The following is a 24673-nucleotide window of genomic DNA, read 5'->3' as shown; positions in this document are numbered from 1 at the left end:
ACGAGGCGCCTGTCGGGATGCACTAGGCGGCTGCGCCGCCGGTGCGCGGTTGACGTGTGCAGGGACTCGTCAACCGCGCACGGGCGGCGCAGCCGCTTAACTAGCCGGGGATCTCGACCAACGGATAGACGCCGTTCTCGTCGTGGACTTCGCGACCGGTCACCGGGGGGTTGAACACGCACAGCATGCGCATCTCGGTGACCGGCTCCACGCGGTGCCGCTCGTGGCCGTCCAGCAGGTACATCGAGCCGGGGCCGAGCTGATGGACGACGCCGTTGTCCAGGTCGGTGAGAATGCCCTCGCCCTCGATCAGCCAGACCGCCTCGACGTGATGGGCGTAGTGGAACTCGTTGACGGATCCGGCCCGAATCGTGGTCTCGTGGAACGAGAATCCGACCCGGTCCGCGCCGAGCACGATGCGCTTGCTGCGCCAGTTCCCATCGGCGCTGGTGATGTCGCGCTCGGTGCCGGTGATCTCTTCGGTGGTGCGGACGATCATCTTCGGTCCCTCCTCAGGCACAGACCTTGGCGGTGGCCTCGGCGAGAATGCTCAGGCCGTGGTCGAGTTCGGCGTCGGTGATCGTGAGCGGCGGCAGGAGCTTGACCACCTCGTCGGAGGGGCCGGACGTCTCGGCCAGCAGGCCCTCGTCGAACGCGAGCCCGCACACCTTGACCGCCTTGCCCGGATCGTCGAACACCAGGCCCTGGACCATGCCGCGGCCGCGGGTGCTGACCCCGTCGAACTGGTCCGACAGGTTCGCGAAGATCTGCGCGATGCGCTTGCCCTTCGCGGCGGTGGAACGCTCCAGGGTGTCGTCGGTCCAGTACTGCTCGATGGCGGCCGTCGCCGTCACGAAGGCGGGGTTGTTACCGCGGAAGGTGCCGTTGTGTTCGCCGGGCGCCCACACGTCGAGGTCGGGCCGCAGCAGCGTCAGTGCCATCGGCAGGCCGTAGCCGCTGATCGACTTGGACAGCGTGACGATGTCCGGCGTGATCCCCGCGATCTCGAAGGAGAAGAACGGACCGGTTCGCCCGCAGCCCATCTGGACGTCGTCGACGATGAGCAGGATGCCCCGGCTCCGGCAGAGTTCGGCGAGCGCACGCAGCCACTCGGGCCGCGCGACGTTCACCCCGCCCTCGCCCTGCACGGTCTCCACGATGACCGCGGCGGGACGGTTCAGCCCGCTGCCGGAATCGTCCAGCACCCGCTCGAACCAGTGGAAATCCTCGGTGGCACCGTCGAAGTAGTTGTCGAAGGGCATCGGGGTGGCGTGTACCAGCGGAATCCCCGCACCCGCACGCTTCATCGAGTTGCCGGTGACCGACAGTGCGCCAAGGGTCATGCCGTGGAAGGCGTTGGTGAAGTTGATGATCGACTCTCGGCCGGTGACCTTCCTGGCCAGCTTGAGTGCCGCCTCGACGGTGTTTGCGCCGGTCGGGCCGGGGAACTGGACCTTGTAGTCGAGTCCGCGCGGTTTGAGGATGTACCGCTGGAAGGTCTCGAGGAACCGCCGCTTCGCGACGGTGGACATGTCGAGGCTGTGCGTGATGCCGTCGCCGAGGATGTAGTCGACGAGGGCCTGCTTGAGCTCGGGGTTGTTGTGGCCGTAGTTCAGCGCGCCTGCGCCCGCGAAGAAGTCCAGGTAGTCGCGGCCGTCCTCGGCGCGAATCCAGGAGCCGGAGGCGGAGCTGAACACGGTCGGCCAGCTGCGGCTGTAGCTGCGGACCTCGGACTCGAGGGTTTCGAAGATGCTGATGTCTTCCAGGGTGGTCATTGCTCTCCTCCTGTGGTGTCATCGCCGATGATGTAGAGCTCTTCGGATTCGTGCTGATCGGGGAAATGACTGTTGGTGAACAGTTCTCGATTGGTGATGTCGACGTACCGCATCCGTGCCACGGACGTGAACAGGGCTCGGGACGCGTCGTTGCCCGGACTGATCGTGGTCTCGAGCCTGGTGACGCCCTGGAGGGCGAGGTGATCGAGCAGGTCGTTCAGCATCGCCGCGGCGACTCCGCGGCCGCGCAGCGATTCGTCGACCGCCACCTGCCAGACGAAGACCGTCCGCGGGTCTTCCGGACGGACGAAACCGGTGACGAAACCGCCCACGCGGCCGTCCTGTTCCGCGACCACGGATGTGTCACGGAAGTCCCTGCACCACAACAGGTATGCATAGCTTGAGTTCAGATCGAGCACCTGCGAATCGCGGGCAATCTCCCACATGCGCACGGCGTCATCGATTTCGGGCTGCCTTGTCGTCACCGCTCCGGGAGCGGTGGTCGGGGTCGCACTCTTTGTAACGGGGCTCATCTGTCGAACGAACGTAACAATGGGGGCAACGGATTTCAGCTACCCCCGGCGATTCCGCATGCCCTGACCCGGCTCCCGCACTGGTGAGCCCGACTGTGTGAGCCTGGTCACATCAGGGGGTCAGCTGACGCTCGCCAGGGCAAACGGCAGGACGGCAGGGGCGCCCGCAGCGCGGAGTTCGCGGGCCGCCATCGTGAGCGTCCAGCCGGTGTCGGCGAGGTCGTCGAGCAGCAGGATCGGGCCGTCGGCGTCGCGGAGATCCGGGGCCAGCCAGGCCCCCGTCAGCCCGGCCACGCGGTAGGCGGAATTGGCAGCGGAGACCGGCGGACGCTCGGGGTTCCTGGTGAGAATGCCCAGGTTGCGGAGCCGCCCGACGGTTGCGAGCCGGTCGGCGAGCGAGGAGATCAACTGCGGGCGGGTCGCCGACTCGAGGGCCACCACCGCCGTCGGTCGCTGCTGCCAGTCCCATGCGGCGAGCACCTTGACGCAGGCGTCGACGATCGCGTCCGGCACCGGGCCGTCGGGCTCGTCGAACAGCGCGCGCAGGCGCTGGCCCCAGCCGAGGTCGGACAGGCGGCCGAGCACCCGGCCCGTCTCGGGTCCGTCGGTGATCTTTCCGGACAGCGGCACGCCCAGCTTGGCGAGGCCGGTCGGCCACTGCTTGCGCGGGGCCAGGTCGACGCCGGGCCGGTCCAGGCGTGCCCGCGCCCGCGCGATGGCCTCGTCGTCCACCTCGGCGGAGTGGGCGGGGCCGGCGCAGTTGTCGCAGCGCCCGCACGGCTGTGGGTCGGCGGACAGGCCGGGGTCGTCGAGTTGGCGGCGCAGGAACTCCATGCGGCACATGGGTGTTCGCTGGTACTCGACCATCGCCTGCTGCTCGGACTCGCGGGCCTGCTCGAGCCTGCCGTATCGCTCCGCGTCGTACTCCCACGGCTGTCCGGTGCTGATCCAACCGCCGCGGACCCGCTTGACGGCGCCGTCCACGTCCAGGACCTTGAGCACCATCTCCAGGCGGTTCCGGCTGAGTTCGACCAGCGGTTCGAGCGCCTGCGTGGACTGCGGGCGTTCGGGGTCGAGCACCTCGATCACCCTGCGCACCAGGTGCTCGCGTGGGAACGCGATGCTGGCGAAATAGCTCCAGATCTGCCGGTCCTCGAATCCGGGCAGCAGGACCACCTCGGCCCGATCCGTGGAGCGGCCGGCGCGGCCGACCTGCTGGTAGTAGGAGATGGGGGAGGAGGGTGCGCCGAGGTGAACGACGAACCCGAGGTCGGGCTTGTCGAATCCCATGCCCAGCGCCGACGTCGCGACCAGGGCCTTGACCCGGTTCTCGAGCAGGTCCGCCTCGAGGCTCTCGCGTTCGGCCGGGTCGGTCTGGCCGGTGTAGGCGGCCACCTCGTGACCCTGCTCGGAGAGCAGCCCGGCCAGGTCGCGGGCGGCCGACACCGTGAGGGTGTAGATGATGCCGGACCCGGGCAGCCGGTTCAGCTGCTGGCCGAGCCAGGCGGCGCGCTTGCTCGCCTCGTCGATGTGCACCACCGACAGCCGCAGCGACTCCCGCTCGAGGCCGCCGCGCAGCACCAGGGTCTCGGAGCCGCCGACGCCGAGCTGTGCGGACACGTCGGCAACCACCCGGTCGTTCGCGGTCGCGGTGGTGGCCAGCACCGGGATGCCCTCGCCCAGCTCACCGATCAGGGTGCGGATCCGTCGGTAGTCGGGACGGAAGTCGTGGCCCCAGTCGGAGACGCAGTGCGCCTCGTCGACCACGACAAGGCCCGCGTCCGCGGCCAGCGAGGGCAGCACCTGGTCGCGGAAGTCGGGATTGTTCAGCCGCTCCGGGCTGACCAGCAGCACGTCGACGGTCCCGTCGGCGATGGCGGCGTGGATCTCGTCCCATTCGGTGACGTTGCCGGAGTTGATCGTCGCGGCACGGACCCCGGCACGCTCGGCAGAGGCCACCTGGTTTCGCATCAGGGCCAGCAGCGGGGAGACGATCACGGTCGGCCCATGGCCCCGCGCCCGCAGCAGCTTGGCGGAGATGAAGTAGACGGCGGACTTGCCCCAGCCGGTCCGCTGCACCACCAGCGCACGCTTGCGCTGCACCACCAGCGCCTCGATCGCCGTCCACTGATCCTCGCGCAGCGTGGCGTCGGGACCGGCGAGTTCGCGCAGCAACCGTTCCGCGTCGGCGCGGAGATCGAGGGCGGCGGGCTCGGTGGCTGTCGTCATGGCTCCCATGGTGCCCGACGACCACGACATCAGGTCATTGCCGCCCGAGCGCGGCGTCGACCTCGGCGCGGGTCGGCGCCGAACCGGCCCCCGCCCTGGTGGTGGCGAGGGCTCCGGCGGCGCAGGCCCGAGCGAGCGCGACCTTCCGCCCGAGGTGCCAGGACGCGGCGAGGGTCCCGGCGAAGGCATCGCCCGCGCCGGTGGTGTCCACCACCTCGACGGCGGGCGGCTCGCTGCGCAGTCGCAGGCCGCCTGCACCGCGCAGGGTGGCGCCCCGTGCGCCGAGAGTCGTGACCACATCGGGCACCCGCGCCAGGGTCGCGGCGCCGAGTTGCGCGGCCTCGGTCTCGTTGACGACGAGCACGTCCACGCACGCCATCAGCTCGTCGGGGAGCTGCGCCGCAGGCGACGGGTTGAGGATCACGGTGGTCCCGTTCGCCCGGGCGTGCCGAGCGCCTGCGGTCACCGCGGCCAGCGGCAGCTCCAGCTGGGACAGCAGGAGGTCGGCGTCGGCGATCGCGCCGAGTTCGGCGTCCGTCGGTTCGCGCAGCGCGGCGTTGGCGCCGCTCACCACGACGATGGAGTTCTCGCCGGAGTCGTCGACCGAGATGACCGCGACCCCGCTCGGGCCCTCGGCCTCGCGCAGCAGGCTGGTGTCCACTCCCGCACCGACCAGCGCGGCCCTCAGCTCCGGCGCGAAGGCGTCGTCGCCGACGGCACCGAGGAAGCGCACCTCGGCACCCGCGCGGGCCGCGGCGATGGCCTGATTGGAGCCCTTGCCGCCCGGTCCGGTCGAGAAGCCGTGGCCGAGGACGGTCTCACCGGGCGCGGGCAGCCGCGGGGCGGTGGTGACCAGGTCCATGTTGATGCTGCCGAGGACGGTGATCCGGGGAGCGGACATGGGCCGAGGCTAGCCGGATTCCGCGGGGTCTCAGTTCGTGTCGGCGGGGACACGCGCGCGCAGCAGGGCGTATCCGCCGCACACGGCGGCCCCGAACACGACGCCGACGACCAGCGCGGTACGTCCCGCGGAGCTGAAGAAGAGCAGCACCACGACCATCGCCAGGAAGGCGAGGGCCAGCCAGTTGGTCACCGGCGCCCCCGGCAGGCGGTACTCCGCGGCAGGCAGCAGGCCCGCCCGGACCGCCGCCCGGAACTTGAGGTGGCAGACCAGGATGGTGCCCCACACGAAAATGATGCCGACCGTGGACACCGAGGTGATGTAGAGGAACGCGCGGTCGGGGGAGACGATGTTGACGATCACGCCGATCACCATCGCGCCCGCGGACAGCGTGATGCCCGCGAACGGGACCGAGCGCTTGCTGAGCGCGCCGAGCGCGGCAGGGGCCTCGTTGCGCTGCGACAGGCTGCGCAGCATCCGGCCGGTGGAATAGATGCCCGAGTTACACGAGGACAGCGCCGCCGTCAGCAGCACGAAGTTCATGATGCCCGCCGCGGCCGGAATGCCGATCTGCTGCAGGACCTCCACGAACGGGCTCACGCCCGCGTGGAAATCGCGCCAGCTCGCCACCGACATGATGACCACCAGCGAGCCGATGTAGAACAGGCCGATCCGGAATGGCAGGGTGTTGATGGCCTTGCGCAGGGTCGGCTTCGGGTCCTTCGCCTCGCCCGCGGTCACGCCGACGAGTTCGACGCCCACGTACGCGAACATCACGATCTGCAGGCTCATCAGCGCCGCGCCGAACCCGTTGGGGAACACCCCGCCGTCCGCCCACAGGTTGGTCACCGTCGGGTTGGTGGCGTGACCGAAGCCAAGGGTGAGCACGCCGATGCCGATCAGGATCATGCCCAGGATCGCGGTGATCTTGATGGCGGAGAACCAGAACTCGGCCTCGCCGAACAGCTTGACCGAGATCAGGTTGGCGCCGAACAGCACGACCAGCACCACCAGCGCCGTCAGCCAGGTGGGCACTGACGGCCACCAGAACTCGACGTACTTGCCTGCCACCGTGATCTCGGCCATGCAGGTGGCCACCCACACCGCCCAGTACGTCCAGCCGGTGACGAACCCGAAGAATCGGCCGAGGAACTCCTCCGCGTACTCGCCGAAGCTCCCCGAGACGGGGCGGTAGCTGAGCAGCTCACCGAGCGCCCGCATGATCACGAAGATCACCAGCCCCGCCGCGAGGTAGGCCAGGATCAGCGACGGTCCGGCTTCCTCGATCGCGCCGCCCGCGCCGTAGAACAGGCCGGTTCCGATGGCGCCGCCGAGGGCGATCATCTGGATGGTCCGGGAACTGAGCCCGCGGCTGTAGCCCTCGGACGGTTCCTCGGTGAGCACCTCGGTGTGGGTCTGGGTCATGAGAGCTCTATTTCCTCTGTTGACGACTTGGGCTGAACGATTATGCGCCGGGCCGGTCGTTACCCTGTACTCATGACCGCGGTGAGCAAGACGGTGGAGACGAACGGTGCTGCCAAGGGCGACGACGACGGGCGCGGGGACGCGGCCCGTGCGGCCGTCCACGAGGCGGCGCGCAACGCCCGTGTGGCGTCGCGGGTGCTGGCCCAGCTGACGACCGCGCAGAAGAACGCGGCCCTGAACGCGGCAGCCGATGCCGTGCTCGCCGCCACCGACGCGGTGCTCGCCGCCAACGCCCTCGACATCGAGGCCGCCAAGGCGACCGGCACCGAGGAGAGCCTGCTCGACCGGCTGCGCCTGACCGCCGACCGAGTCGGCGGCATCGCGGCCGGCCTGCGGCAGGTCGCCGGGCTCGCGGATCCGGTCGGTGAGGTTGTGCTCGGCGCGACCCTGCCCAACGGCCTGGAGATCCGTCAGGTGCGGGTGCCGCTCGGCGTGATCGGCATGGTGTACGAGGCCCGCCCCAACGTCACCGTCGACGCGTTCGGTCTCGCGCTCAAGTCCGGGAACGCGGCGCTGCTGCGCGGCTCCTCCTCCGCCGTGCACTCCAACGCCGCGCTCGTCGAGGTGCTGCGCGCCTCGCTCGCCGCGCAGGACCTGCCCGCCGACGCCGTGCAGTTGCTCTCCAGCGAGGACCGCTCCAGCGTGACCCACCTGATCCAGGCCCGCGGCCTGGTCGACGTCGTGATCCCGCGCGGCGGCGCGGGGCTGATCAACGCCGTCGTCCGTGACGCGACCGTGCCGACGATCGAGACGGGCGTCGGCAACTGCCACGTGTACGTGCACGCCGCGGCCGACCTCCCGATGGCCGTCAAGATCGTGCTGAACTCCAAGACCCGCCGCCCGAGCGTGTGCAACACCGCCGAGACCGTCCTCATCGACAAGGCCATCGCGGAGACCGCGCTGCCCGCGGTGACCCAGGCGCTGCAGTCGCAGGGCGTGATCATCCACGGCGACCTGCCCGGACAGGTGCCCGCCACCGAGGCCGACTGGGCCGAGGAGTACCTCTCGCTCGACGTGGCGCTCAAGGTGGTCGACGGGATCGACGACGCGATCGACCACATCAACCGCTACGGCACCGGTCACACCGAGGCCATCGTGACCGCGGATCTGGCCGCGGCCCGCGAGTTCACCGCCCGGGTCGACGCCGCCGCCGTGATGGTCAACGCCTCTACCGCGTTCACCGACGGCGAGCAGTTCGGGTTCGGCGCGGAGATCGGCATCTCCACACAGAAGCTGCACGCTCGCGGTCCGATGGGCCTGCCCGAGCTGACCTCCACCAAGTGGACCGTCTGGGGCGACGGGCACACCCGACCGGTGTAGTCACAGGCCCCGCAGGACTGACAGACCCCGACAAGCACAAGGAGCGAGTGTGGACCGCGCACTTCCGACGACGCCGCCGATCTTCGCGAGCGTCGATGAGGTGATCACCCGGCTCGCCGAGACCGGGTACCTCTCCGACAAGGCCACCGCCACGGCGGTGTTCCTCGCCGACCGGCTCGGCAAGCCGCTGCTCATCGAGGGGCCCGCAGGCGTCGGCAAGACCGAGCTGGCCCGGGCCGTCGCGCAGGTCTCGGACGCGGAACTGGTGCGCCTGCAGTGCTACGAGGGGGTCGACGAGTCCCGCGCGCTGTACGAGTGGAACCACGCCAAGCAGATCCTGCGCATCCAGGCGGGCAGCGACAACTGGGACTCGACCAAGCAGGACGTGTTCTCCGAGGAGTTCCTGCTGCCGCGTCCGCTGCTCACCGCGATCCGCCGCGAGGACCCGACGGTGCTGCTCATCGACGAGGTCGACAAGGCGGACGTCGAGATCGAGGGCCTGCTGCTCGAGGTGCTCAGCGACTTCGCGGTCACCGTCCCCGAGCTGGGCACCATCGTCGCCACCCGCAAGCCGTTCGCGGTGCTGACCTCGAACGCGACCCGCGAGCTGTCGGAGGCGCTCAAGCGCCGCTGCCTGTTCCTGCACCTCGACTTCCCGGACGCGGACCTCGAGCGGCGCATCCTCGCCAGCCGCGTTCCCGAGTTGCCCGAGGCGATGGCCGAGCAGCTCGTGCGGACCATCAGGGTGTTGCGCGGCATGCAGCTCAAGAAGCTGCCCTCGGTCGCCGAGACCATCGACTGGGGCCGCACGCTGCTGGCGCTGGGCATGGACACGCTCGACGACGATGCGGTCCGCGCCACGATGGGCGTCATCCTCAAGCACCAGTCCGATCAGCAGCGGGCGGCGTCCGAGCTCCGGCTGAACTAGCTCGCCGCAACCGAGAGGACGGAACCGATATGGCCGCAACGCCCCACACGCCCGGTGCCCTCGCGTCGCCGCACGGGCTGCCCGGCCACCTCGTCGACTTCGTCGAGGCGCTGCGTAAGCGGGGGATCGCGGTCGGGCCCTCGGAAACCGTCGACGCCGGTCGGGTGATGGCCGTGCTCGACCTGCTGGACCGGGAGTCGCTGCGCGAGGGCCTGGCGTGTTCGCTGCTGCGCAGGCCGACCCATCGCGCGACCTTCGACGCGCTGTTCGACCTCTGGTTCCCCGCAGGGGTGGGACTGCGCGCGGACGGCGGCGCCGAGGTGTCGATCCCGCGCACCCCCGAGGGCCTGGTGGACTTCGACGCCCTGCGGGAGCTGATCGCCGGACTGCTCGCCGACGGATCGCCCGAGTCGCTTGCGCTCACCGAGCTGCTCACCGGGCAACTCGTCGAGGAGCTCGGCAAGTACGAGTCCTCCAAGGGACCGTCCTTCTCCGCCTACCAGGCGCTGCGCGATGTGGCACCGGAGACGCTGCTCTCCCGGATCCTCGACGGACTGATCGGCAACAGCGTGGACGGCGAGCACCCGGACGGCGACTACGCCACCGAGGTCGCACGCCGGACCGCCGCGCAGCGGATCGCGGACTTCCGCAAGATGGTCGAGGTGGAGACGCGGCGCCGGTCCGCCGAACAACTCGGCAAGGACCGGGTGGCGACCTACGGTGTGCCCCGGCTCGCCGAGGAGGTCGACTTCCTGCGGGCCTCGGACACCGAGCTCGTGGCGCTGCGACGCAGCGTGAGCCCCCTGGCGCGCAAGCTCGCGAGCCGGCTCGCGGCCAGGCGCAAGCGCAGCAGGGCTGGCGCCATCGACCTGCGCAAGACGCTGCGCAAGTCGATGTCGACCGGCGGGGTGCCGATCGACCTCGTGCAGCGCAAGCCGCGGCCTGCCCGACCGGAGCTGGTGGTGCTGTGCGACGTCTCCGGCTCGGTGGCGGGCTTCAGCAACTTCACCCTGCTGCTCGTGCACGCCCTGCGGGAGCAGTTCTCCCGGGTGCGGGTCTTCGCGTTCATCGACACCACCGACGAGGTGACCCGGTTCTTCGACGCGGGCGCCGACCTCGGCGCGGCGATGTCGCGGATGATCCGCGAGGCGGACCTGATCACCTACGACGGCCACTCCGACTACGGCAATGCGCTCGGTGTCTTCGCCGAACGCTTCGCGCACAGTCTGACCAGTAAGAGCTCGCTGCTGATCCTCGGCGACGCGCGCAACAACTACCGCGACCCGAACATCGCCGCGCTCACCCACCTCGCCGCGGTCGCCAAGCACACACACTGGCTCAACCCGGAGCCGCGCGGGCAGTGGGGTAGTGGCGACTCCGCGGCCTTCGTCTACGCGGACACGGTGACCATGCACGAGTGCCGGTCGGCGCAGCAGCTCGCCGCGGTGGTCGAGGGTCTGCTCCCGGTGTGACGGCGCACGGTCGGGCCGCGCCACGGCAGCCAGTAAGCTCGACAACCGTGCAGCAGGAACCAGGAGCAACCCCCAGGCGGCGACCGCGTCGCCTCGGGGTGATGGGCGGCACCTTCGACCCGATCCACCACGGCCACCTGGTCGCGGCCAGCGAGGTCGCGGACCGGTTCGCGCTCGACGAGGTGATCTTCGTGCCGACCGGGCAGCCGTGGCAGAAGGCCGCGCGCACCGTCAGCCCGGCCGAGGACCGCTACCTGATGACCGTGATCGCGACGGCCTCGAACCCGAGCTTCTCGGTCAGCCGGGTGGATGTGGACCGCGAGAAGGCCACCTACACCGTGGACACCCTCCGCGATCTGCACCGCCAGCATCCCGATGCCGAACTGTTCTTCATCACCGGCGCGGACGCGCTGGAGAGCATCCTGTCCTGGCAGGACTGGGAGGAACTGTTCGAACTCGCGAAGTTCGTCGGCGTGAGCCGCCCGGGCTTCGAGCTCGGCGTCGGGCACCTGGCCGAACACCTCGAGGGCCTGCCGGAGGACGCGGTCACACTGATCGAGGTCCCCGCCCTGGCGATCTCCTCGACCGAGTGCCGGCTCCGGGCCGCCGAAAACCGTCCCGTCTGGTACCTCGTGCCGGACGGCGTCGTGCAGTACATCTCGAAACGCAATCTGTACCGACCGCACGATTCCGAGCGCCTCGACGGCGCCGTCACCGTGTCGCAACCGGCACCGCACAAGATCAGTACCCATCCGCAGAACCGGGAGAACACGTAGTGAGCGCATCCGCCGAAGCCCTTGAAATGTCGCGAATCGCGGCGCTGGCAGCAGACGAGAAACTGGCGAGCGATGTGGTGGTGCTCGACGTCTCCGAGCAGCTCGTCATCACCGACTGCTTCGTCATCGCGTCAGCGGCGAACGAGCGTCAGGTCAACGCCATCGTCGACAACGTCGAGGAGAAGCTGCGCGAGGCCGGTCACAAGCCGGTCCGTAAGGAGGGCACCCGCGAGGGTCGCTGGGCGCTGCTCGACTATGTCGACATGGTCGTCCATGTCCAGCACGACGAGGAGCGGAACTTCTACGCGCTCGAGCGGCTGTGGAAGGACTGCCCGGTCGTCCCGGTCGACGGCATCGAGCCGCGGTCGAAGATCGCAGGCACCCCCGCGGACGAGGCCGTGGAGTCCCCCGACTACCCGGAGTCCGCTCAGTGACCGAAAGCCCCACCACCGGCCCGACCGTCCGGCGCTTGATCCTGCTCCGGCACGGCCAGACCGAGTACAACGCGGGCGACCGGATGCAGGGTCAGCTCGACACCGATCTCTCGGAACTCGGCCGGGTCCAGGCGAAGTCGGCGGCCAGGGTGCTGGCCGAGCGGCGTCCGATCGCGATCGTCTCCTCTGACCTGCGGCGGGCCCGCGACACGGCCACCGCGTTGGGCGAGCACGCCGGCCTCGAGATCGGACTCGACGAGCGGCTGCGCGAGACCCATCTCGGCCAGTGGCAGGGGCTGACCCACACCCAGGTCGACGAGCGTGACCCGGGTGCCCGGCTGGCCTGGCGCGCCGACGCCCGGTGGGCCCCGCCCGGCGGCGAGAGCCGGATCGACGTGGCCAGGCGCGCGACACCGGTCGTGACCGAACTGGTTGCCCGGCAGGAGAGCTGGGGCGACGAACCGATCGTGCTGGTGGCGCACGGCGGGCTGATCGCCGCTCTCACGGCCGCGCTGCTGGATCTGCCCGTCGACCGGTGGGCGGTGTTCGGAGGCCTGGGCAACACCAGCTGGGTGCAGCTGAGTGGCCACGGGGACCCGGACGCGCCGAGCTGGCGCCTGGACGTGTGGAACGCCTCGGCGACGGTGGCCAGCGATGTCCTCTGAGCTCGCGGTCGAACCGCCCGTCGAACCCGGCCGCCCCGTCCTGTTGGTGCTGGCCGATTCGCTGTCCTACTTCGGGCCGAAGGGCGGGCTGCCCGCCGACCATCCGCGGATCTGGCCGAACATCGTTGCCGCCGAGCTCGGTTGGGACGTCGAACTGGTCGCCCGAATCGGCTGGACCAGCCGCGATGCCTACTGGGCGCTGATCCAGGACCCGCGGGTGTGGGCCACCGTGCCGCGCGCCGGGGCCGTTGTCTTCGCCGTCGGCGGCATGGATTCGCTGCCCTCGCCGCTGCCCACCGCGCTGCGTGAGCAGATCCGCTACGTGCGGCCGCCCGCGCTGCGGCGCGTGGTGCGGTCCGCCTACGGCTGGCTGCAGCCGCGGCTGTCGCCGCTCGGCTGGCCGGTCGCGCTGCCCCCGAAACTGAGCGTCGAGTATCTCGAGAGTGCAAGGAACGCATTGGAATACATGCGACCCGAGCTCCCGGTGATCGGCACCCTGCCGTCCGTCCACGACTGCGAGGCCTACGGCAAGGTGCATTCGGGTCGGCCCGGCGCGGTCCGCGCGCTCGAGCAGTGGGGTGCGGAGAAGAACGTGCCGCTGGTCGACCTCGCCGAGGCGGTCCGCGAGAACGTCTTCTCGGAGCACGGCAATCCCGATGGCATCCACTGGGGCTGGGAGGGGCACGAGCGGGTCGCCGCGGCCATGCTGAGCGCGATCCGCGCGGCGGTTCCCGGCCGGGAACCGCTGGAGGGCATACGGTAACGCTGTGCCCGTCGTCGTCGTCACCGATTCCTCGGCCTGTATCGCTCCCGAAGTGGCGCAGCGGTACGGGATTCGCGTCGTGCCCCTGCATGTCCTCGTCGGCGGCAGCGATGTGCGGGAGGGCGTCGACGAGATGCCTCATCCGCTCCCGCAGGGCGCCACGATCACCACGTCCGGGGCCTCGCCGGGCGAGCTGACCGAGGCGTATTCGCGGGCACTGGACGAGAGCGCGGGCGACGGCGTGCTCGCCGTGCACATCTCGCGCCAGCTCTCCGGCACCTGGGAAGCCGGACGGCAGGCCGCGGAGGGATTCGGCGGCAGCGTGCGCATCGTCGATTCGCAGTCCACGGCAATGGGATTGGGCTACCCGGCGTTGGCTGCAGCCCGGGTGGCGAAGGCGGGGGGCGACCTGCGGGCGGTCTATGAACGCGCCGTGGACGTCGCGAACCGTGGCCGGCTGCTGATCATGGTCGACCGGCTCGATCACCTGCGCAGGGGCGGCCGGATCGGCACCGCCGCGGCGTTGCTCGGCACCGCGCTGGCCATGAAGCCGGTGCTGCACATGGTGGACGGCAAGCTGGTACTCAAGGAGAAGACGCGCACCGCGACCAAGGCGCTCGCCAAGATCATCGAGAGCGCGGCCGACTATGCGGGGCACGGCCCCGCCGCGGTGGCCGTGCACCACCTGCAGGCGCCGGAGCGGGCCGAGGAGGTCGCGGAGGCGCTTCGGGCGCGGATCCCGTCGATCAGCGAGATGGTGGTCTCGGAGATCGGCGCGGTGATCGGCACGCACATCGGCCCCGGTGCCATCGGTGTGCTGGTCTGCCCCGGCGGAGCGGACGCCGAGAACATGACGGCGGAGCCCGCCGGCCAGGGCGAGAGCACTCATCCCCAGCCCGAGAACTGACTCACAGCGTTGCCCCTCATGGTCCCGTTCAGCCGTCACTGGGTCTGACGATGACCGAGTTGATGTCGTAGACGCCGAAGAACTGGACGAAGGCCAGCGCCTGCGGCTTGTCTCCGTTCTGGTCGGTGGTGAACGACATCAGTGGGTTCTGCAGACCTGCATGTGTGGCGTACACGGTGTAGCGGGTGTCGGCGGTCATCCCGCGTCCAGAGAACTGCACCATGTCCACACCGTCGACGGCCCGCACGATGAGAGCGCTCGAGCCCGGACCCACCAGAGCCGAGGTGACGCTCTGGACCGGAAGGTTCAGGCCTTGCCGGGTCAGGTTGGCCGTCCCCGGCCCATCGGGCACCGCGCCGGCGACGTACACCACCGCCTGACCTTCCTGTCCCGTCCGCAGGGTCGTGACGATCGCGCGGGTGGCGGTGTCGATGACGTCGACGCTGTCAGAGCCCTCGTTGACGACGTAGACACGGGTGTTGTCGGGGCTGGGCCAGATGCCGTGCGGTTCGACACCGGAGGACGGAATGGACCCGACCTGGGTGGGTGGCCCATCAGGGTGACGCTGGTAGATCTTGGTTTCGTCGGTACCACCCACGGTGAGGTAGACGAGCTCCGCTTCAGGTGTGGTCACGAATGCCGGGTGGTTGGTGTTCGGCCCGGAATCGAGGACCGCGCTGACAGCGCCGGTGGTCAGGTCGATGACGCTGACCTTGCCGGCCTTCTTGTGCGCGGCCCACAGCTCCTTGCCGTCGGGTGAGAGGGCCATGTCGGAGGAGAAGGGGTCGGTGAGCCCTGCGATTTGCTGCACGACTTCACGCGAGGCGACGTCGATGACGTCGATCGTCGCCGCGCGTGAGTGGTTGACGTAGGCACGACTCCCGTCGGGGCTGAACAACACCTTCGACGGGCCCGACTCCGTGCTGATCTGTCCGATGACCCCGCCCTGTAACGCATCCACGATGTCGAGCTGGGACAGTGCCCGGTCCGCGACCCAGACGGTGTGGCCGTCCGGGCTGAAGAATCCCTCATGGGAGGAACGGCCAACGGTGGTCTGCGACACGATGCTGTTGTCGGCCGTGCGGATCACGGTGACGGTGTTGGACGTGACGCTGACCGCGTCGAGGAATTGGCCGTCCCGGGAGAATCCGAGACCGTGCACGTCGACATTGCGCAGGTATTGCGGACCCAGGATGTCGCCGAGCCGCTGTGCCCCGAGCGCTATCGTCCCCAGGACCTCGTCGGCCGCGGGGTTGATCACCGTCACCGTGTTCGAGGTCTGGTCCCCGGTGTAGACCCGGTCACTCGGCGAGATGGGCTGCGCCCCTGGCAGCGCAGGCGCCTGTTCCAACCGCGCCGTCGGTGTTCCCGGGGTGGGGCTGCTGGACTGAGCGCCCTGCACGCCGCCGTCGCCGTCGCAAGCCGACAACAGCGCCAACGCGGCGCCGGCGACCACCGCGATTCCTGCACGCCAGACGATGCCACGATGCGTGCTCACGTCAGTCCTCCACTCGGTCGGTCGGCCCCCTGGGCTTCGGTACCTCCTGGCACTGTCACGTTGATTGAGAAGTTTAGCCCTGCGGTTGGTTTCATCCCCAGCCCGAGAACTGATCCACAGCAGGCTCGAACTCGGGGTCTGCTCGCCCGATCCGGGCGGATCGCGGTCCTAGCGTCGCTGTCATGCGCAGCACCGACGAGACCCGGGACCGGATCAGGCAACGACTCGAGGCGATCGCTGCCGGGGGCCGGGTCGACAAGCCCGCCCCGTCGTGGGACCGCGTTGATCAGGCGGAATCCGGGCCGGACCCCGGTGACGGCGATCCGGGTCTGCGCGCTCCCGAGTGGCTGACCGACCAGGCGGCCCCGGCGCGCTCGCGGCTGGCGCCCGGCCGCCGCGGAGTGGTGGCGTTGGCGGCGGTCGCGCTCGTCGCGGCGGTGATCGGGGTGGTGTTCGCCTGGCGGGACCGGCCCGTGGCGCAGGCGGTCCAACCGGTGACCGTCGTGTCCACCGACTCCCCTGGTCAGCCAGGGGACGCACCAACGCCCGCACCGGCGCCCGCGGATCCGGTGGCCGCGTCACCGCCCGCCGAGCTGGTGATCAGCGTCGTCGGACTGGTACGGACCGCGGGCCTGGTGCACCTGCCTGCGGGGGCCCGGATCGCGGACGCGCTGGCGGCGGCGGGCGGGGCCAGGGACGGCGCCGACCTGCTGGGGCTGAACCTGGCACAGCGGCTCAACGACGGGGACCAGATCCTGGTGGGGCTGGCGCCCCGCGACGGGGCGCCCGTCGCGGTGGGCAGCGCCACCATCGGGGCGGGCCCGGCCGCTGCGGGCCCGGCCCGTCCGCCCGATCCGGCGGCGCCAGGCCGGGTGAACCTCAACACGGCGTCCGAGGCGGAGCTGGACGGACTGCCGGGGGTGGGCCCGGTCACGGCGGCGGCCATCGCCGCGTGGCGGCAGGCCAACGGGCGGTTCACCGACATCGAACAGCTCGGCGAGGTGGACGGGATCGGGCCTGCCCGGCTGGAGAAGCTGCGCGCGCTGGTGACCGTGTAGATGACGATGTCAGGTGCCCCGGTCCCCGACGGGCGAGTGCTCGACCTCCGGCTGCTGCCGTCGGCGGGAATGTGCTGGGGCGCAACGCTGGTCGGGATCGAGCTGGGATGGCGGGCCGCGCTGTGGACGGCGGTCGGAGCGCTGGCCGCGGCGGCGACCGCCGTGGTCGTCGCGGTCGCGGGCACCCGCCGAGCCTTGGCGGGCGTGCTGATCGCGGCGCTGCTGATCGGAGCCGGCTTCGCGGTCGCCGTCGCGGCCCGCGAGCGGGCGGTTGCCGAGCACCCGCTGACCGCGGTCGCCTCGCGGGGAGGGCACGTGAGCCTCACCGTCGTGCCGGTGGACGACCCGCGGCGCGTTCGCTCCCCGGCAGGCGACACGGTGATGGTCCGGGCGTCGCTTCGATCGATCGACGCGCGGGGTCCGGGGGCGGGCGGATACGCCGTCGGCGGTTCCGTGGTGATCTTCGCGCCCGCCGACGGCTGGCGGGAGCTGCTGCCGGGGCAGCGGGTGAGCCTGCGGGGCAAGGTGAGCCGCCCGATCCACCGCGACCTCACGGTGGCGACGATCCGCGTGACGGGGGAGCCGCTTCGGGTCGAACCGGCGCCGCGGACGCAGCGGGTGGCGGGCGCGGTCCGGGACCGCTTCGCCGCGGCCGCGCGATCGGCGTTGCCGTCCGAGGCGGCCGGGCTGTTGCCGGGGCTGGTGGTGGGGGACACCTCCGGGCTGCCTGGCGCGGTGCGGGACGACTTCACCGCCGCCGGGCTGTCCCACCTGACCGCGGTCTCCGGGGCGAACATCTCGATCCTGATCGGCGCAGTCCTGCTGCTCATGCGGGCGTTGGCTCTGGGGCCGCGCACGTCGGCGGTGCTGGCGGCGGTGGCGTTGGCGGCCTTCGTGATCCTGGCCCGGCCGTCGCCGAGCGTGCTCCGGGCCGCGGTGATGGGCTCGATCGGGCTGCTCGCCCTGATGACCGGCAGGCGTAAGCAGGCGATGCCCGCGCTCGGGGCGGCCGTGATCGTGCTGTTGGCGTTGTTTCCCGCCTTGGCCGTGGATTTCGGGTTCGCCCTGTCCGTCGCGGCGACCGCGGCGCTGGTGCTGCTGGCGCCCGGGTGGACGCGGTGGCTGCGGGCGCGGGGCTGGCCGCGGGCGCTGGCCGAGGCGGTGGCGGTGGCCACCGCCGCGTACGTCGCGACGGTGCCGATCGTCGCGGCGATGTCCGGGACGCTCAGCACGGTGGCGGTCGCCGCCAACGTCGCGGTGGCCCCGGTGATCGCGCCGGTCACCGTGATCGGCGCGATCGGGGCCGCGGGTGCGGCGGTGTGGCTCCCGCTCGGCGGCCTGATCGTGCGGGCGACCGGGCCGCCGCTGTGGTGGTTGCTGCGGGTCGCCGAGTGGGCCGCGGGTGCGCCCGGCGCCACGGTCGAGGTTCCCGCCGGGCTCGCCGGCGCCGCGGTGATGGCGGGGATCGCGGCGGGTCTGCTGCTCGCGATCCGATCTCGGTGGCTGCGGCGGGTGCTCGCGGCCGCGGTGCTGGGGCTGGCGCTGGTGTGGGTGCCGGTCCGCGTCCTGTGGCCGGGCTGGCCGTTGCGGGACTGGGTGTTGGTGGCCTGCGACGTCGGGCAGGGCGACGCGGTGGTGCTGGCCGCGGGGGACGGCGCCGCGGTGGTGATCGACGCCGGTCCGGAACCGCGACTCGTGGACGGCTGCCTCGAAAGGCTGGGCGTGCGGACGGTCGCGGCGGTGGTGCTGACGCATCTGCACGCCGACCACATCGACGGCCTGCCCGGGGTGTTGCGGGGGCGCCGGGTCGGTGCCGTGGTGCTCGGCCCGATGCACCAGCCGGAGAGGGGTTTTCGCCAGGTGAGCGCGCAGGCCGCCGCTTCCGGCGTGGCGATCAGGGAGGCGAGGGCGGGGGAGCAGCTGCGGCTGGGGGCACTGACGTTCCGGGTCCTCGGGCCGACGCTGCCGGTGCCCCGCAGCCCGGCCGTGGGAGCGGAGATGGCGAACGAACAATCTCTGGTGCTGTCGGTGGACACCATCGCGGGACGGATCCTGCTCACCGGGGACGTCGAGGCGGAGGGGCAGCGGGACCTGCTGCGGGATCGGGTGCCGGTGGCCGCGGACATTCTCAAGCTGCCGCACCACGGCTCGCGCACCACCACCGAGGAGTTCATGCGGGCGGTCGGGGCCAGCCTGGTCGTGGTCTCGGTCGGGCAGGGCAACACCTTCGGCCACCCCAACCCCGGCATCCTGCGTGCCCTGCAGGAGATGGGCGCCACGGTCGCCCGGACCGACCGGGGCGGCGACGTCGCGGTGGGCAGATCCGGCGGCGGGGCGATCTCCGTCGGACGACCCTGATGACCCGGCGTGCGTCGGTACGGCTCCCTCCGCGCGGTGTCGGCGCATCGTGGGACGATCTTCGGGTGAGTCCCGCATCCCCAGCCCCCGCGCCGCTCCACCTGGTCCTCGGCGACGAGGAACTCCTGATCGATCGCGCGGTCGCCGGCATCGTCGCCGAGGTCAGGGCCAGCTCGGCGAACGCCGAGGAGCTGCCCGTGACGAGGCTCCGGGCGGGTGACGTGAGCGTCGCCGAATTCGCCGAGCTGCTCAGCCCCTCGTTGTTCGCCGAGGATCGGGTGATCGTGCTCGAGGCCGCCGCCGAGGCGGGAAAGGATGCGGTCGCGCTGGTCCTCGACGCCGCGGCTGCGCCTCCCGAGGGATTCGTCCTGGTCATCCTGCATTCCGGTGGCGGCCGCGCCAAGGCGATGGTGGGGGCGTTGCAGAAGTCCGGCGCCGTCGTCCATGAATGCGCCAGGCTCAGCAAGCAGGGCGAGCGCGCCGACTTCGTGCGCGGCGAGTTCCGCACGGCGGGCGTCCGGGTCTCGCCGGAGGTGATCCAGGCGGTGATCGACGCGGTCGGGTCTGATCTGCGCGAGCTGGCCGCGGCCTGCTCGCAGCTCGCCGCCGATACCGGCGGACTCATCGACGCGGCCGCCGTGCAGAAGTACTACACGGGCAAGGCCGAGGTCTCGGGCTTCGATGTCGCCGAGCTGGCGGTGTCGGGCGACCGAACCGGCGCGATGGAGGCGCTGCGGTGGGCGATGCTGCGGGGCGTCCCGCACGTGCTGCTCGCCGACGCCCTCGCCGATGCCGTGCACACCGTCGCCCGGGTGGGCTCCGCCGGCCGCGGCGACCCGTTCCGGATGGCGTCGGAGCTGGGCATGCCGCCCTGGAAGATCAAGAAGGCGCAGGGGCAGGCGCGCGGCTGGGGCTCCGAGTCCATCGGTGAGGCCCTCGGCGTCGTCGCCCAGCTCAATGCCGACGTCAAGGGCGCGGCCGCGGACCCGGACTATGCCGTGGAGTTCGCGGTGCGGCGCGTCGCCGAGCTGTACAGGTGAACCCCGCGCCCGACGACGGCGGGCTACCTCGATCTGCTCCCGGATGCGGGCTCGCCGCGACCCACGCCGGCTCAGCACGCGATGAACAACCGACTGGTCGCCGCCGTGTACGAGCGGGTCTGGCGTCCGGTCTGGACCGCTGCGATGGGCGCCAACAGACTGTCGGCGGGCGGCGAGCGGGCGAAGGCGGTTGCCGATCTCGCCCTGGGCGGTGAGAAGCGGGTCCTCGAATGTGGCGTGCGGTCCGGGCACCTTCACCCGCTACTTCGGGGAGCGGCTCGACGGGGATGGCATCGCGGTCGGTTTCGACATCTCGCGTCCCATGTTGGACCAGGCGGTGCGCAGCGGCCGCGGGCCGCACATCGCGTACGTGCGAGGAGATGCCAGGCGGTTGCCGTTCGACGACGGGACGTTCGACGCCGTCTGCTGCTACGCCGCGCTCTACCTCGTCCCCGAGCCGATGACCGTCGTCGACGAGATGATCCGGGTGCTCTCGCCCGGCGGCCGGATCGCAGTGATGACCGGCTACGGCCGTGAGCACCCCAAGCCCTGATTCGGGAACGCGAAAAACCGCCCGGTCATGGACCGGGCGGTTCTGCGAGACGGTTTACGTCAGAGCTTGTTGGCGGCCAGCGCGAGGGCCGACTTCTTGTTGGCAGCCTGGTTGGCGTGGATGACGCCCTTGCTGGCTGCCTTGTCGAGCTTGCGGCTCGCGACCAGGAGGAGCTCGTCGGCCTTCGCCTTGTCGCCCGAGGACGCAGCCTCACGGAAGGAACGGATCGCGGTACGCAGCGAGGACTTCACCGACTGGTTGCGCAGTCGCTGGCGCTCGTTGGTAGCGATCCGCTTCACCTGGGACTTGATGTTGGCCACGCGTAGAATCCTGTCGTTTTCGCTCGGTTTCTTGTCTAAGAAGCTTTGGGCGCACTTGGGCGCCGACGGTCGAGATTACCAGGGACCGGTCCTGGAACCCAAACCGACGCGCATCGCGGGGTGCGAACTATGACGTTGTCGGCTCGCGCTGCCGGTCGCCGCTAGCTGTAGCACCATTGGCCGATGAATCTCCGATCATCGACGATGCCGCAGGTGGCGGCCGAGGCGGGTCCTGTGCAGCGGGGCGGATCGCGGCCGCCTCGCATCTTCGACGGGTACGCCGACATCGGACGATACGCGCTCGCCTACGACGAGATGTTCGACCGGGACGGCAAGATCCGCGCGCCCTACCGTGGGATCCATGCAGCGCTGACACCCTCGGACGCCGCTCACCTCGCCGCCCGCGCCGACGCGCTCGGCCGGGCCTTCATCGATCAGGGCATCACCTTCTCGCTGTCGGGCCAGGAGCGCCCGTTCCCGCTGGACCTGGTGCCGCGGGTGATCGCGGCGGCCGAGTGGTCCCGGCTGGAGCGGGGGATCAAGCAGCGGGTGCAGGCGCTCGAGATGTTCCTCGCCGATGTCTACGGCGAACAGGCGATCCTGCGCGATGAGGTGGTCCCGAAGTCGCTGATCACCTCGTGTGAGCACTTTCACCGCGAGGCATTCGGGATCGTGCCGCCGAACGGGGTGCGCATCCACGTGGCGGGTATCGACCTCGTGCGCGACGCGAACGGGACCTTCCGGGTGCTCGAGGACAACCTCCGCTCGCCGTCGGGGGTGTCCTATGTGATGGAGAACAGGCGGACCATGGCGCGGGTCTTCCCCGACCTGTTCTCCTCTCACCGGGTGCGGGCGGTCGGCGACTATGCGACGCACCTGCTGCGGGCCCTGCGCAACGCGGCGGCGTTGAACGAGGCCGATCCGACCGTGGTTGTGCTCACCCCTGGCGTCGCGAACTCGGCGTACTTCGAGCATTCCCTGCTGGCCCGGCAGATGGGCGTGGAGCTGGTGGAGGGGCGCGACCTGTTCTGCCGCGACAACGTCGTCTACATGCGCAGCACCGAGGGCGAGCGTCAGGTGGACGTGATCTACCGCCGGCTCGACGACGAGTACCTGGACCCGATGCAGTTCCGGCCGGATTCGGTGCTCGGCGTCGCCGGGCTCCTGAACGCCGCGCGCGCCGGGAACGTCGTCATCTCCAGCGCCGTCGGCAACGGTGTCGGCGACGACAAGCTCGTCTACACCTATGTTCCCGCGATCATCGAGTACTACCTCGGGGAGAAGCCGCTGCTGGCCAACGTGGACACCTACCGGTGCTGGCTCGAGGACGAGTGCGCGCAGGTCCTCGATCGGGTCGACGAGCTGGTGATCAAGCCGGTCGAGGGCTCGGGCGGGTACGGGATCGTCTTCGGCCCGGATGCCTCGCCGAAGGAGCTCCGGGCGATCAAGCGCAAGATCCGCGACGACCCGCGCGGTTGGATCGCGCAGCCGGTGGTCCAGCTCTCGACCGTCCCGACGAAGGTCGGCGACGTGCTGGCGCCGCGCCACGTGGACCTGCGGCCGTTCGCGGTGAACGACGGCGAGGACGTCTGGGTCCTGCCCGGGGGTCTGACCAGGGTCGCGTTGCCGGAGGGGTCGCTGGTGGTCAATTCCAGCCAGGGCGGCGGCAGCAAGGACACCTGGGTGCTCGCGAGCCGGACCTCGGACGCGGAGCGCGAGCTGGCGGGCGCCGAGCTGGTGGGTGAACCGTCGCGGGCCGGGCAGACCGAGCAGGGGCCGGAGCTGTCCACAGGACAGCAACAGCAGCAACAACAGCAGCAGGGTGGGGTGGGGGACGATGCTGGCGCGTAATGCCGAGTCGCTGTACTGGATCGGGCGCTATGTCGAGCGCGCCGACGACACCGCCCGCATCCTCGATGTCGCCGTGCACCAGTTGTTCGAGGACTCCACGGTCGACGCCGACCGGTCCTCGCGGCTGCTGCTGCGGGTGCTGGGGATCTCGCCGCCGGAGGGCGCGCTCGACGTGTGGTCGGTCACCGACCTGGTCGCGTTCAGCCGCGACCAGGGTGGATCGATCGTCGACTCCCTTGCGCATGCCCGCGAGAATGCAAGGGGCGCACGGGAGGTGACGTCGAGCGAGATGTGGGAGTGCCTGAACACCACCTACAACGGCCTCGCCGCGCGCGAGGAGGCCGCTCGGCGTCTCGGCCCGCACGAGTTCTTCAGGTACGTCGAGGGCCGCGCCGCGATGTTCGCCGGGCTGGCGGATTCCACCCTCAGTCGCGACGACGGCTACCGGTTCCTGCTCCTCGGCCGGTCCGTCGAACGGGTGGACATGATCGTGCGGCTGCTGCTCTCGCGGGCGGGGGACCGTACCAGCTCGCCCGCCTGGGTGACGGTGCTGCGGTCGGCGGGAGCCCAGGACACCTACCTGCGGACCTACCGCGGCGCCCTCGATGCGCGTCGAGTGGTCGAGTTCATCCTCCTGGACCGGCTCTTCCCGCGGTCCGTGTTCCACGCCCTCCGGCAGGCCGAGCAGTGCCTCGACGAACTCGACCACCGGCCGCACAGCCGGGTCGGCTCGCGCGCCGAGGCCCAGAGGTTGCTCGGCAGGGCCAGGAGCGAGCTGGAGTTCCTGCCGCCGGGGGTGCTGATGGAGGACCTGCAGGCCAGGCTGGTGTCGCTGCAGGAGACGTGCCGCGAGCTGGGGGAGGCCATCGCGTTGCAGTACTTCCACTCCGCGCCGTGGGTGGCGTGGACCGACGCGGGGGCCAGGAGCGGCGACTCGACGCTGGAGGGGGAGCTATGAGCTGGCGGCTGCGGGTGGTGCACACCACCGGATTCGCGTACAACGCGCCGGTGACCTCCTCCTACAACGAGGCCCGGCTCACCCCGAGGAGCGATCATCGGCAGAACGTGATCCTCAACCGTGTCGAGACGGCCCCGGCGACCAGGTGGTACCGGTACACCGACTACTGGGGTACCGCGGTCACCGCGTTCGACCTGCACGCCCCGCACACCACGCTGGAGGTCTCGGGATCGTCGGTGGTGGAGACCGATCCCTTCGCCGCACCCACGGAGACCGTGACGTGGGCGCAGCTCGAGGGTTCGTATCTGCGCGACAGGTTCGGTGAATTGCTCAGCGACACAGCCTATGTGCCGGGAAGTCGCAAGCTCGCTGCCGTCGCCAGGGACCTGCGCAAGGGGTGCGGGCCCGCAGAAGCGGTTGTGGCGGCGTCCAATTGGGTGCACGAGGAGATGTCCTACGTGCCGGGCACGACGGGGGTGCACACGTCGGCGTTGCAGGCCTGGGACGAGCGGGCCGGGGTGTGCCAGGACTACGCGCACCTGACGCTGCTGTTGCTGCGGAGCATGGGCATCCCCAGTCGCTACGTGTCCGGCTACCTGCATCCGAAACGTTCCGCCGCACTGGGGGACACCGTGGAGGGCGAGAGCCACGCCTGGGTGGAGGCCTGGACGGGGGAGTGGTGGGGGCATGACCCGACCAATGCCGTCGAGGTCAACGAGCAGCACGTATCGGTGGCCGTGGGCAGGGATTACGCCGATGTCCCACCGCTCAAGGGGATCTACTCCGGCGGCGGCTCGACAGACCTCGATGTTGTTGTGGAGATCACCCGCCTCGCGTAGCGTCCCGAAA

The 24673-nt window shown here is 70.6% G+C and carries 23 protein-coding genes; 15 read left to right on the top strand and 8 right to left on the bottom strand.

Annotated elements, in window-relative coordinates; genetic code table 11:
• Positions 1–100: 100 nt before the first annotated feature.
• The 6 genes from ABIC28_RS26090 to ABIC28_RS26065 form a co-directional block, all read right to left on the bottom strand.
• On the bottom strand, positions 101–499 hold the full coding sequence (locus ABIC28_RS26090; protein ID WP_097211533.1) for an ectoine synthase: 399 nt from the start codon (positions 497–499) through the stop codon (positions 101–103).
• A 13-nt stretch (positions 500–512) separates the two neighbouring features.
• Positions 513–1775, bottom strand: coding sequence for a diaminobutyrate--2-oxoglutarate transaminase (ectB, locus tag ABIC28_RS26085; RefSeq protein ID WP_354581624.1), 1263 nt, complete (start codon positions 1773–1775; stop codon positions 513–515).
• Positions 1772–2308 (bottom strand): diaminobutyrate acetyltransferase, encoded by a 537-nt coding sequence (gene ectA, locus ABIC28_RS26080; protein WP_097211406.1) that lies wholly within the window; start codon positions 2306–2308, stop codon positions 1772–1774. The genes ectB and ectA overlap by 4 nt, the downstream gene beginning before the upstream one ends.
• 120 nt (positions 2309–2428) lie before the next feature.
• Complete coding sequence (locus ABIC28_RS26075; RefSeq protein ID WP_354581621.1) at positions 2429–4537, bottom strand: RecQ family ATP-dependent DNA helicase; 2109 nt, start codon at positions 4535–4537, stop codon at positions 2429–2431.
• Positions 4538–4571: 34 nt separating this feature from the next.
• The gene (locus ABIC28_RS26070) at positions 4572–5438 is read right to left on the bottom strand and encodes a ribokinase (protein ID WP_354581620.1); all 867 of its coding nucleotides are present in this window, start codon (positions 5436–5438) and stop codon (positions 4572–4574) included.
• Between the two features lie 30 nt (positions 5439–5468).
• Entirely contained in the window at positions 5469–6863 is a 1395-nt protein-coding gene (locus ABIC28_RS26065; protein ID WP_097211404.1) for an amino acid permease, read from the bottom strand.
• Between the two features lie 72 nt (positions 6864–6935).
• Between ABIC28_RS26065 and ABIC28_RS26060 the strand changes: the two genes are divergently transcribed.
• From ABIC28_RS26060 to ABIC28_RS26025, 8 genes are all read left to right on the top strand, one after another.
• On the top strand, positions 6936–8243 hold the full coding sequence (locus ABIC28_RS26060; RefSeq protein WP_097211403.1) for a glutamate-5-semialdehyde dehydrogenase: 1308 nt from the start codon (positions 6936–6938) through the stop codon (positions 8241–8243).
• A gap of 49 nt (positions 8244–8292) precedes the next feature.
• Positions 8293–9171 (top strand): AAA family ATPase, encoded by an 879-nt coding sequence (locus ABIC28_RS26055; protein WP_077042074.1) that lies wholly within the window; start codon positions 8293–8295, stop codon positions 9169–9171.
• A 29-nt stretch (positions 9172–9200) separates the two neighbouring features.
• Positions 9201–10643, top strand: coding sequence for a vWA domain-containing protein (locus ABIC28_RS26050; RefSeq protein ID WP_269589200.1), 1443 nt, complete (start codon positions 9201–9203; stop codon positions 10641–10643).
• Positions 10644–10744: 101 nt separating this feature from the next.
• Complete coding sequence (gene nadD, locus ABIC28_RS26045; RefSeq protein WP_027499922.1) at positions 10745–11419, top strand: nicotinate-nucleotide adenylyltransferase; 675 nt, start codon at positions 10745–10747, stop codon at positions 11417–11419.
• Positions 11419–11853, top strand: coding sequence for a ribosome silencing factor (gene rsfS / locus ABIC28_RS26040; protein WP_097211400.1), 435 nt, complete (start codon positions 11419–11421; stop codon positions 11851–11853). Before nadD ends, rsfS begins: the two co-directional genes overlap by 1 nt.
• Positions 11850–12518: a histidine phosphatase family protein gene (locus ABIC28_RS26035; protein WP_097211399.1), complete on the top strand. Its 669-nt coding sequence runs from the start codon at positions 11850–11852 to the stop codon at positions 12516–12518. The genes rsfS and ABIC28_RS26035 overlap by 4 nt, the downstream gene beginning before the upstream one ends.
• The gene (gene octT, locus ABIC28_RS26030; protein ID WP_077042071.1) at positions 12508–13281 is read left to right on the top strand and encodes a diglucosylglycerate octanoyltransferase; all 774 of its coding nucleotides are present in this window, start codon (positions 12508–12510) and stop codon (positions 13279–13281) included. Before ABIC28_RS26035 ends, octT begins: the two co-directional genes overlap by 11 nt.
• Before the next feature lie 4 nt (positions 13282–13285).
• Positions 13286–14188 carry a DegV family protein gene (locus tag ABIC28_RS26025; RefSeq protein ID WP_097211398.1) on the top strand — a complete coding sequence of 301 codons (903 nt, stop codon included), beginning with the start codon at positions 13286–13288 and terminating at the stop codon, positions 14186–14188.
• Positions 14189–14216: 28 nt separating this feature from the next.
• On the opposite strand, the gene ABIC28_RS26020 is transcribed toward ABIC28_RS26025, so the two are convergent.
• Positions 14217–15686: a YncE family protein gene (locus ABIC28_RS26020; RefSeq protein ID WP_179800516.1), complete on the bottom strand. Its 1470-nt coding sequence runs from the start codon at positions 15684–15686 to the stop codon at positions 14217–14219.
• A gap of 182 nt (positions 15687–15868) precedes the next feature.
• On the opposite strand from ABIC28_RS26020, the gene ABIC28_RS26015 reads away from it, so the two are divergent.
• From ABIC28_RS26015 to ABIC28_RS26000, 4 genes are all read left to right on the top strand, one after another.
• Positions 15869–16744: a ComEA family DNA-binding protein gene (locus tag ABIC28_RS26015; RefSeq protein WP_097211396.1), complete on the top strand. Its 876-nt coding sequence runs from the start codon at positions 15869–15871 to the stop codon at positions 16742–16744.
• The gene (locus tag ABIC28_RS26010; RefSeq protein ID WP_354581615.1) at positions 16745–19102 is read left to right on the top strand and encodes a ComEC/Rec2 family competence protein; all 2358 of its coding nucleotides are present in this window, start codon (positions 16745–16747) and stop codon (positions 19100–19102) included.
• Positions 19103–19167: 65 nt separating this feature from the next.
• Positions 19168–20142, top strand: coding sequence for a DNA polymerase III subunit delta (holA, locus tag ABIC28_RS26005; RefSeq protein ID WP_257017420.1), 975 nt, complete (start codon positions 19168–19170; stop codon positions 20140–20142).
• 211 nt (positions 20143–20353) lie between these two features.
• Positions 20354–20695, top strand: coding sequence for a class I SAM-dependent methyltransferase (locus ABIC28_RS26000; protein WP_354581613.1), 342 nt, complete (start codon positions 20354–20356; stop codon positions 20693–20695).
• Positions 20696–20754: 59 nt separating this feature from the next.
• Here ABIC28_RS26000 and rpsT read toward each other — a convergent pair whose 3' ends face one another.
• Positions 20755–21015 carry a 30S ribosomal protein S20 gene (gene rpsT, locus ABIC28_RS25995; protein WP_027499933.1) on the bottom strand — a complete coding sequence of 87 codons (261 nt, stop codon included), beginning with the start codon at positions 21013–21015 and terminating at the stop codon, positions 20755–20757.
• Between the two features lie 204 nt (positions 21016–21219).
• Between rpsT and ABIC28_RS25990 the strand changes: the two genes are divergently transcribed.
• Genes ABIC28_RS25990 through ABIC28_RS25980 form a run of 3 tightly spaced genes read left to right on the top strand, consistent with a single transcriptional unit; the run spans position 21220 to position 24663 of the window.
• Positions 21220–22866, top strand: coding sequence for a circularly permuted type 2 ATP-grasp protein (locus ABIC28_RS25990; protein WP_209929004.1), 1647 nt, complete (start codon positions 21220–21222; stop codon positions 22864–22866).
• Positions 22853–23824, top strand: coding sequence for an alpha-E domain-containing protein (locus tag ABIC28_RS25985; protein ID WP_209926790.1), 972 nt, complete (start codon positions 22853–22855; stop codon positions 23822–23824). The genes ABIC28_RS25990 and ABIC28_RS25985 overlap by 14 nt, the downstream gene beginning before the upstream one ends.
• On the top strand, positions 23821–24663 hold the full coding sequence (locus tag ABIC28_RS25980; protein WP_354581610.1) for a transglutaminase family protein: 843 nt from the start codon (positions 23821–23823) through the stop codon (positions 24661–24663). The genes ABIC28_RS25985 and ABIC28_RS25980 overlap by 4 nt, the downstream gene beginning before the upstream one ends.
• The last annotated feature ends 10 nt before the right edge of the window (positions 24664–24673 follow it).

The sequence above is a fragment of the Rhodococcus sp. PvR044 genome (assembly GCF_040548995.1).
Taxonomy (GTDB): domain Bacteria; phylum Actinomycetota; class Actinomycetes; order Mycobacteriales; family Mycobacteriaceae; genus Rhodococcus_G; species Rhodococcus_G oryzae.
The sequence above is the reverse complement of the archived record's forward strand: the minus strand, read 5'-3'. Positions and strand labels throughout refer to the sequence as shown.

Coding starts and splice junctions, on each gene's coding strand:
- ABIC28_RS25985 (WP_209926790.1), top strand. CDS start 22,853: ATGCTGGCGCGTAATGCCGAGTCGCTGTACTGGATCGGGCGCTATGTC.
- ABIC28_RS26065 (WP_097211404.1), bottom strand. CDS start 6,863: ATGACCCAGACCCACACCGAGGTGCTCACCGAGGAACCGTCCGAGGGC.
- ABIC28_RS26050 (WP_269589200.1), top strand. CDS start 9,201: ATGGCCGCAACGCCCCACACGCCCGGTGCCCTCGCGTCGCCGCACGGG.
- ectA (WP_097211406.1), bottom strand. CDS start 2,308: ATGAGCCCCGTTACAAAGAGTGCGACCCCGACCACCGCTCCCGGAGCG.
- ABIC28_RS26010 (WP_354581615.1), top strand. CDS start 16,745: ATGACGATGTCAGGTGCCCCGGTCCCCGACGGGCGAGTGCTCGACCTC.
- nadD (WP_027499922.1), top strand. CDS start 10,745: ATGGGCGGCACCTTCGACCCGATCCACCACGGCCACCTGGTCGCGGCC.
- ABIC28_RS26015 (WP_097211396.1), top strand. CDS start 15,869: ATGCGCAGCACCGACGAGACCCGGGACCGGATCAGGCAACGACTCGAG.
- ABIC28_RS25980 (WP_354581610.1), top strand. CDS start 23,821: ATGAGCTGGCGGCTGCGGGTGGTGCACACCACCGGATTCGCGTACAAC.
- ABIC28_RS26075 (WP_354581621.1), bottom strand. CDS start 4,537: ATGACGACAGCCACCGAGCCCGCCGCCCTCGATCTCCGCGCCGACGCG.
- ectB (WP_354581624.1), bottom strand. CDS start 1,775: ATGACCACCCTGGAAGACATCAGCATCTTCGAAACCCTCGAGTCCGAG.
- ABIC28_RS26060 (WP_097211403.1), top strand. CDS start 6,936: ATGACCGCGGTGAGCAAGACGGTGGAGACGAACGGTGCTGCCAAGGGC.
- ABIC28_RS26090 (WP_097211533.1), bottom strand. CDS start 499: ATGATCGTCCGCACCACCGAAGAGATCACCGGCACCGAGCGCGACATC.
- ABIC28_RS25990 (WP_209929004.1), top strand. CDS start 21,220: ATGCCGCAGGTGGCGGCCGAGGCGGGTCCTGTGCAGCGGGGCGGATCG.
- octT (WP_077042071.1), top strand. CDS start 12,508: ATGTCCTCTGAGCTCGCGGTCGAACCGCCCGTCGAACCCGGCCGCCCC.
- ABIC28_RS26070 (WP_354581620.1), bottom strand. CDS start 5,438: ATGTCCGCTCCCCGGATCACCGTCCTCGGCAGCATCAACATGGACCTG.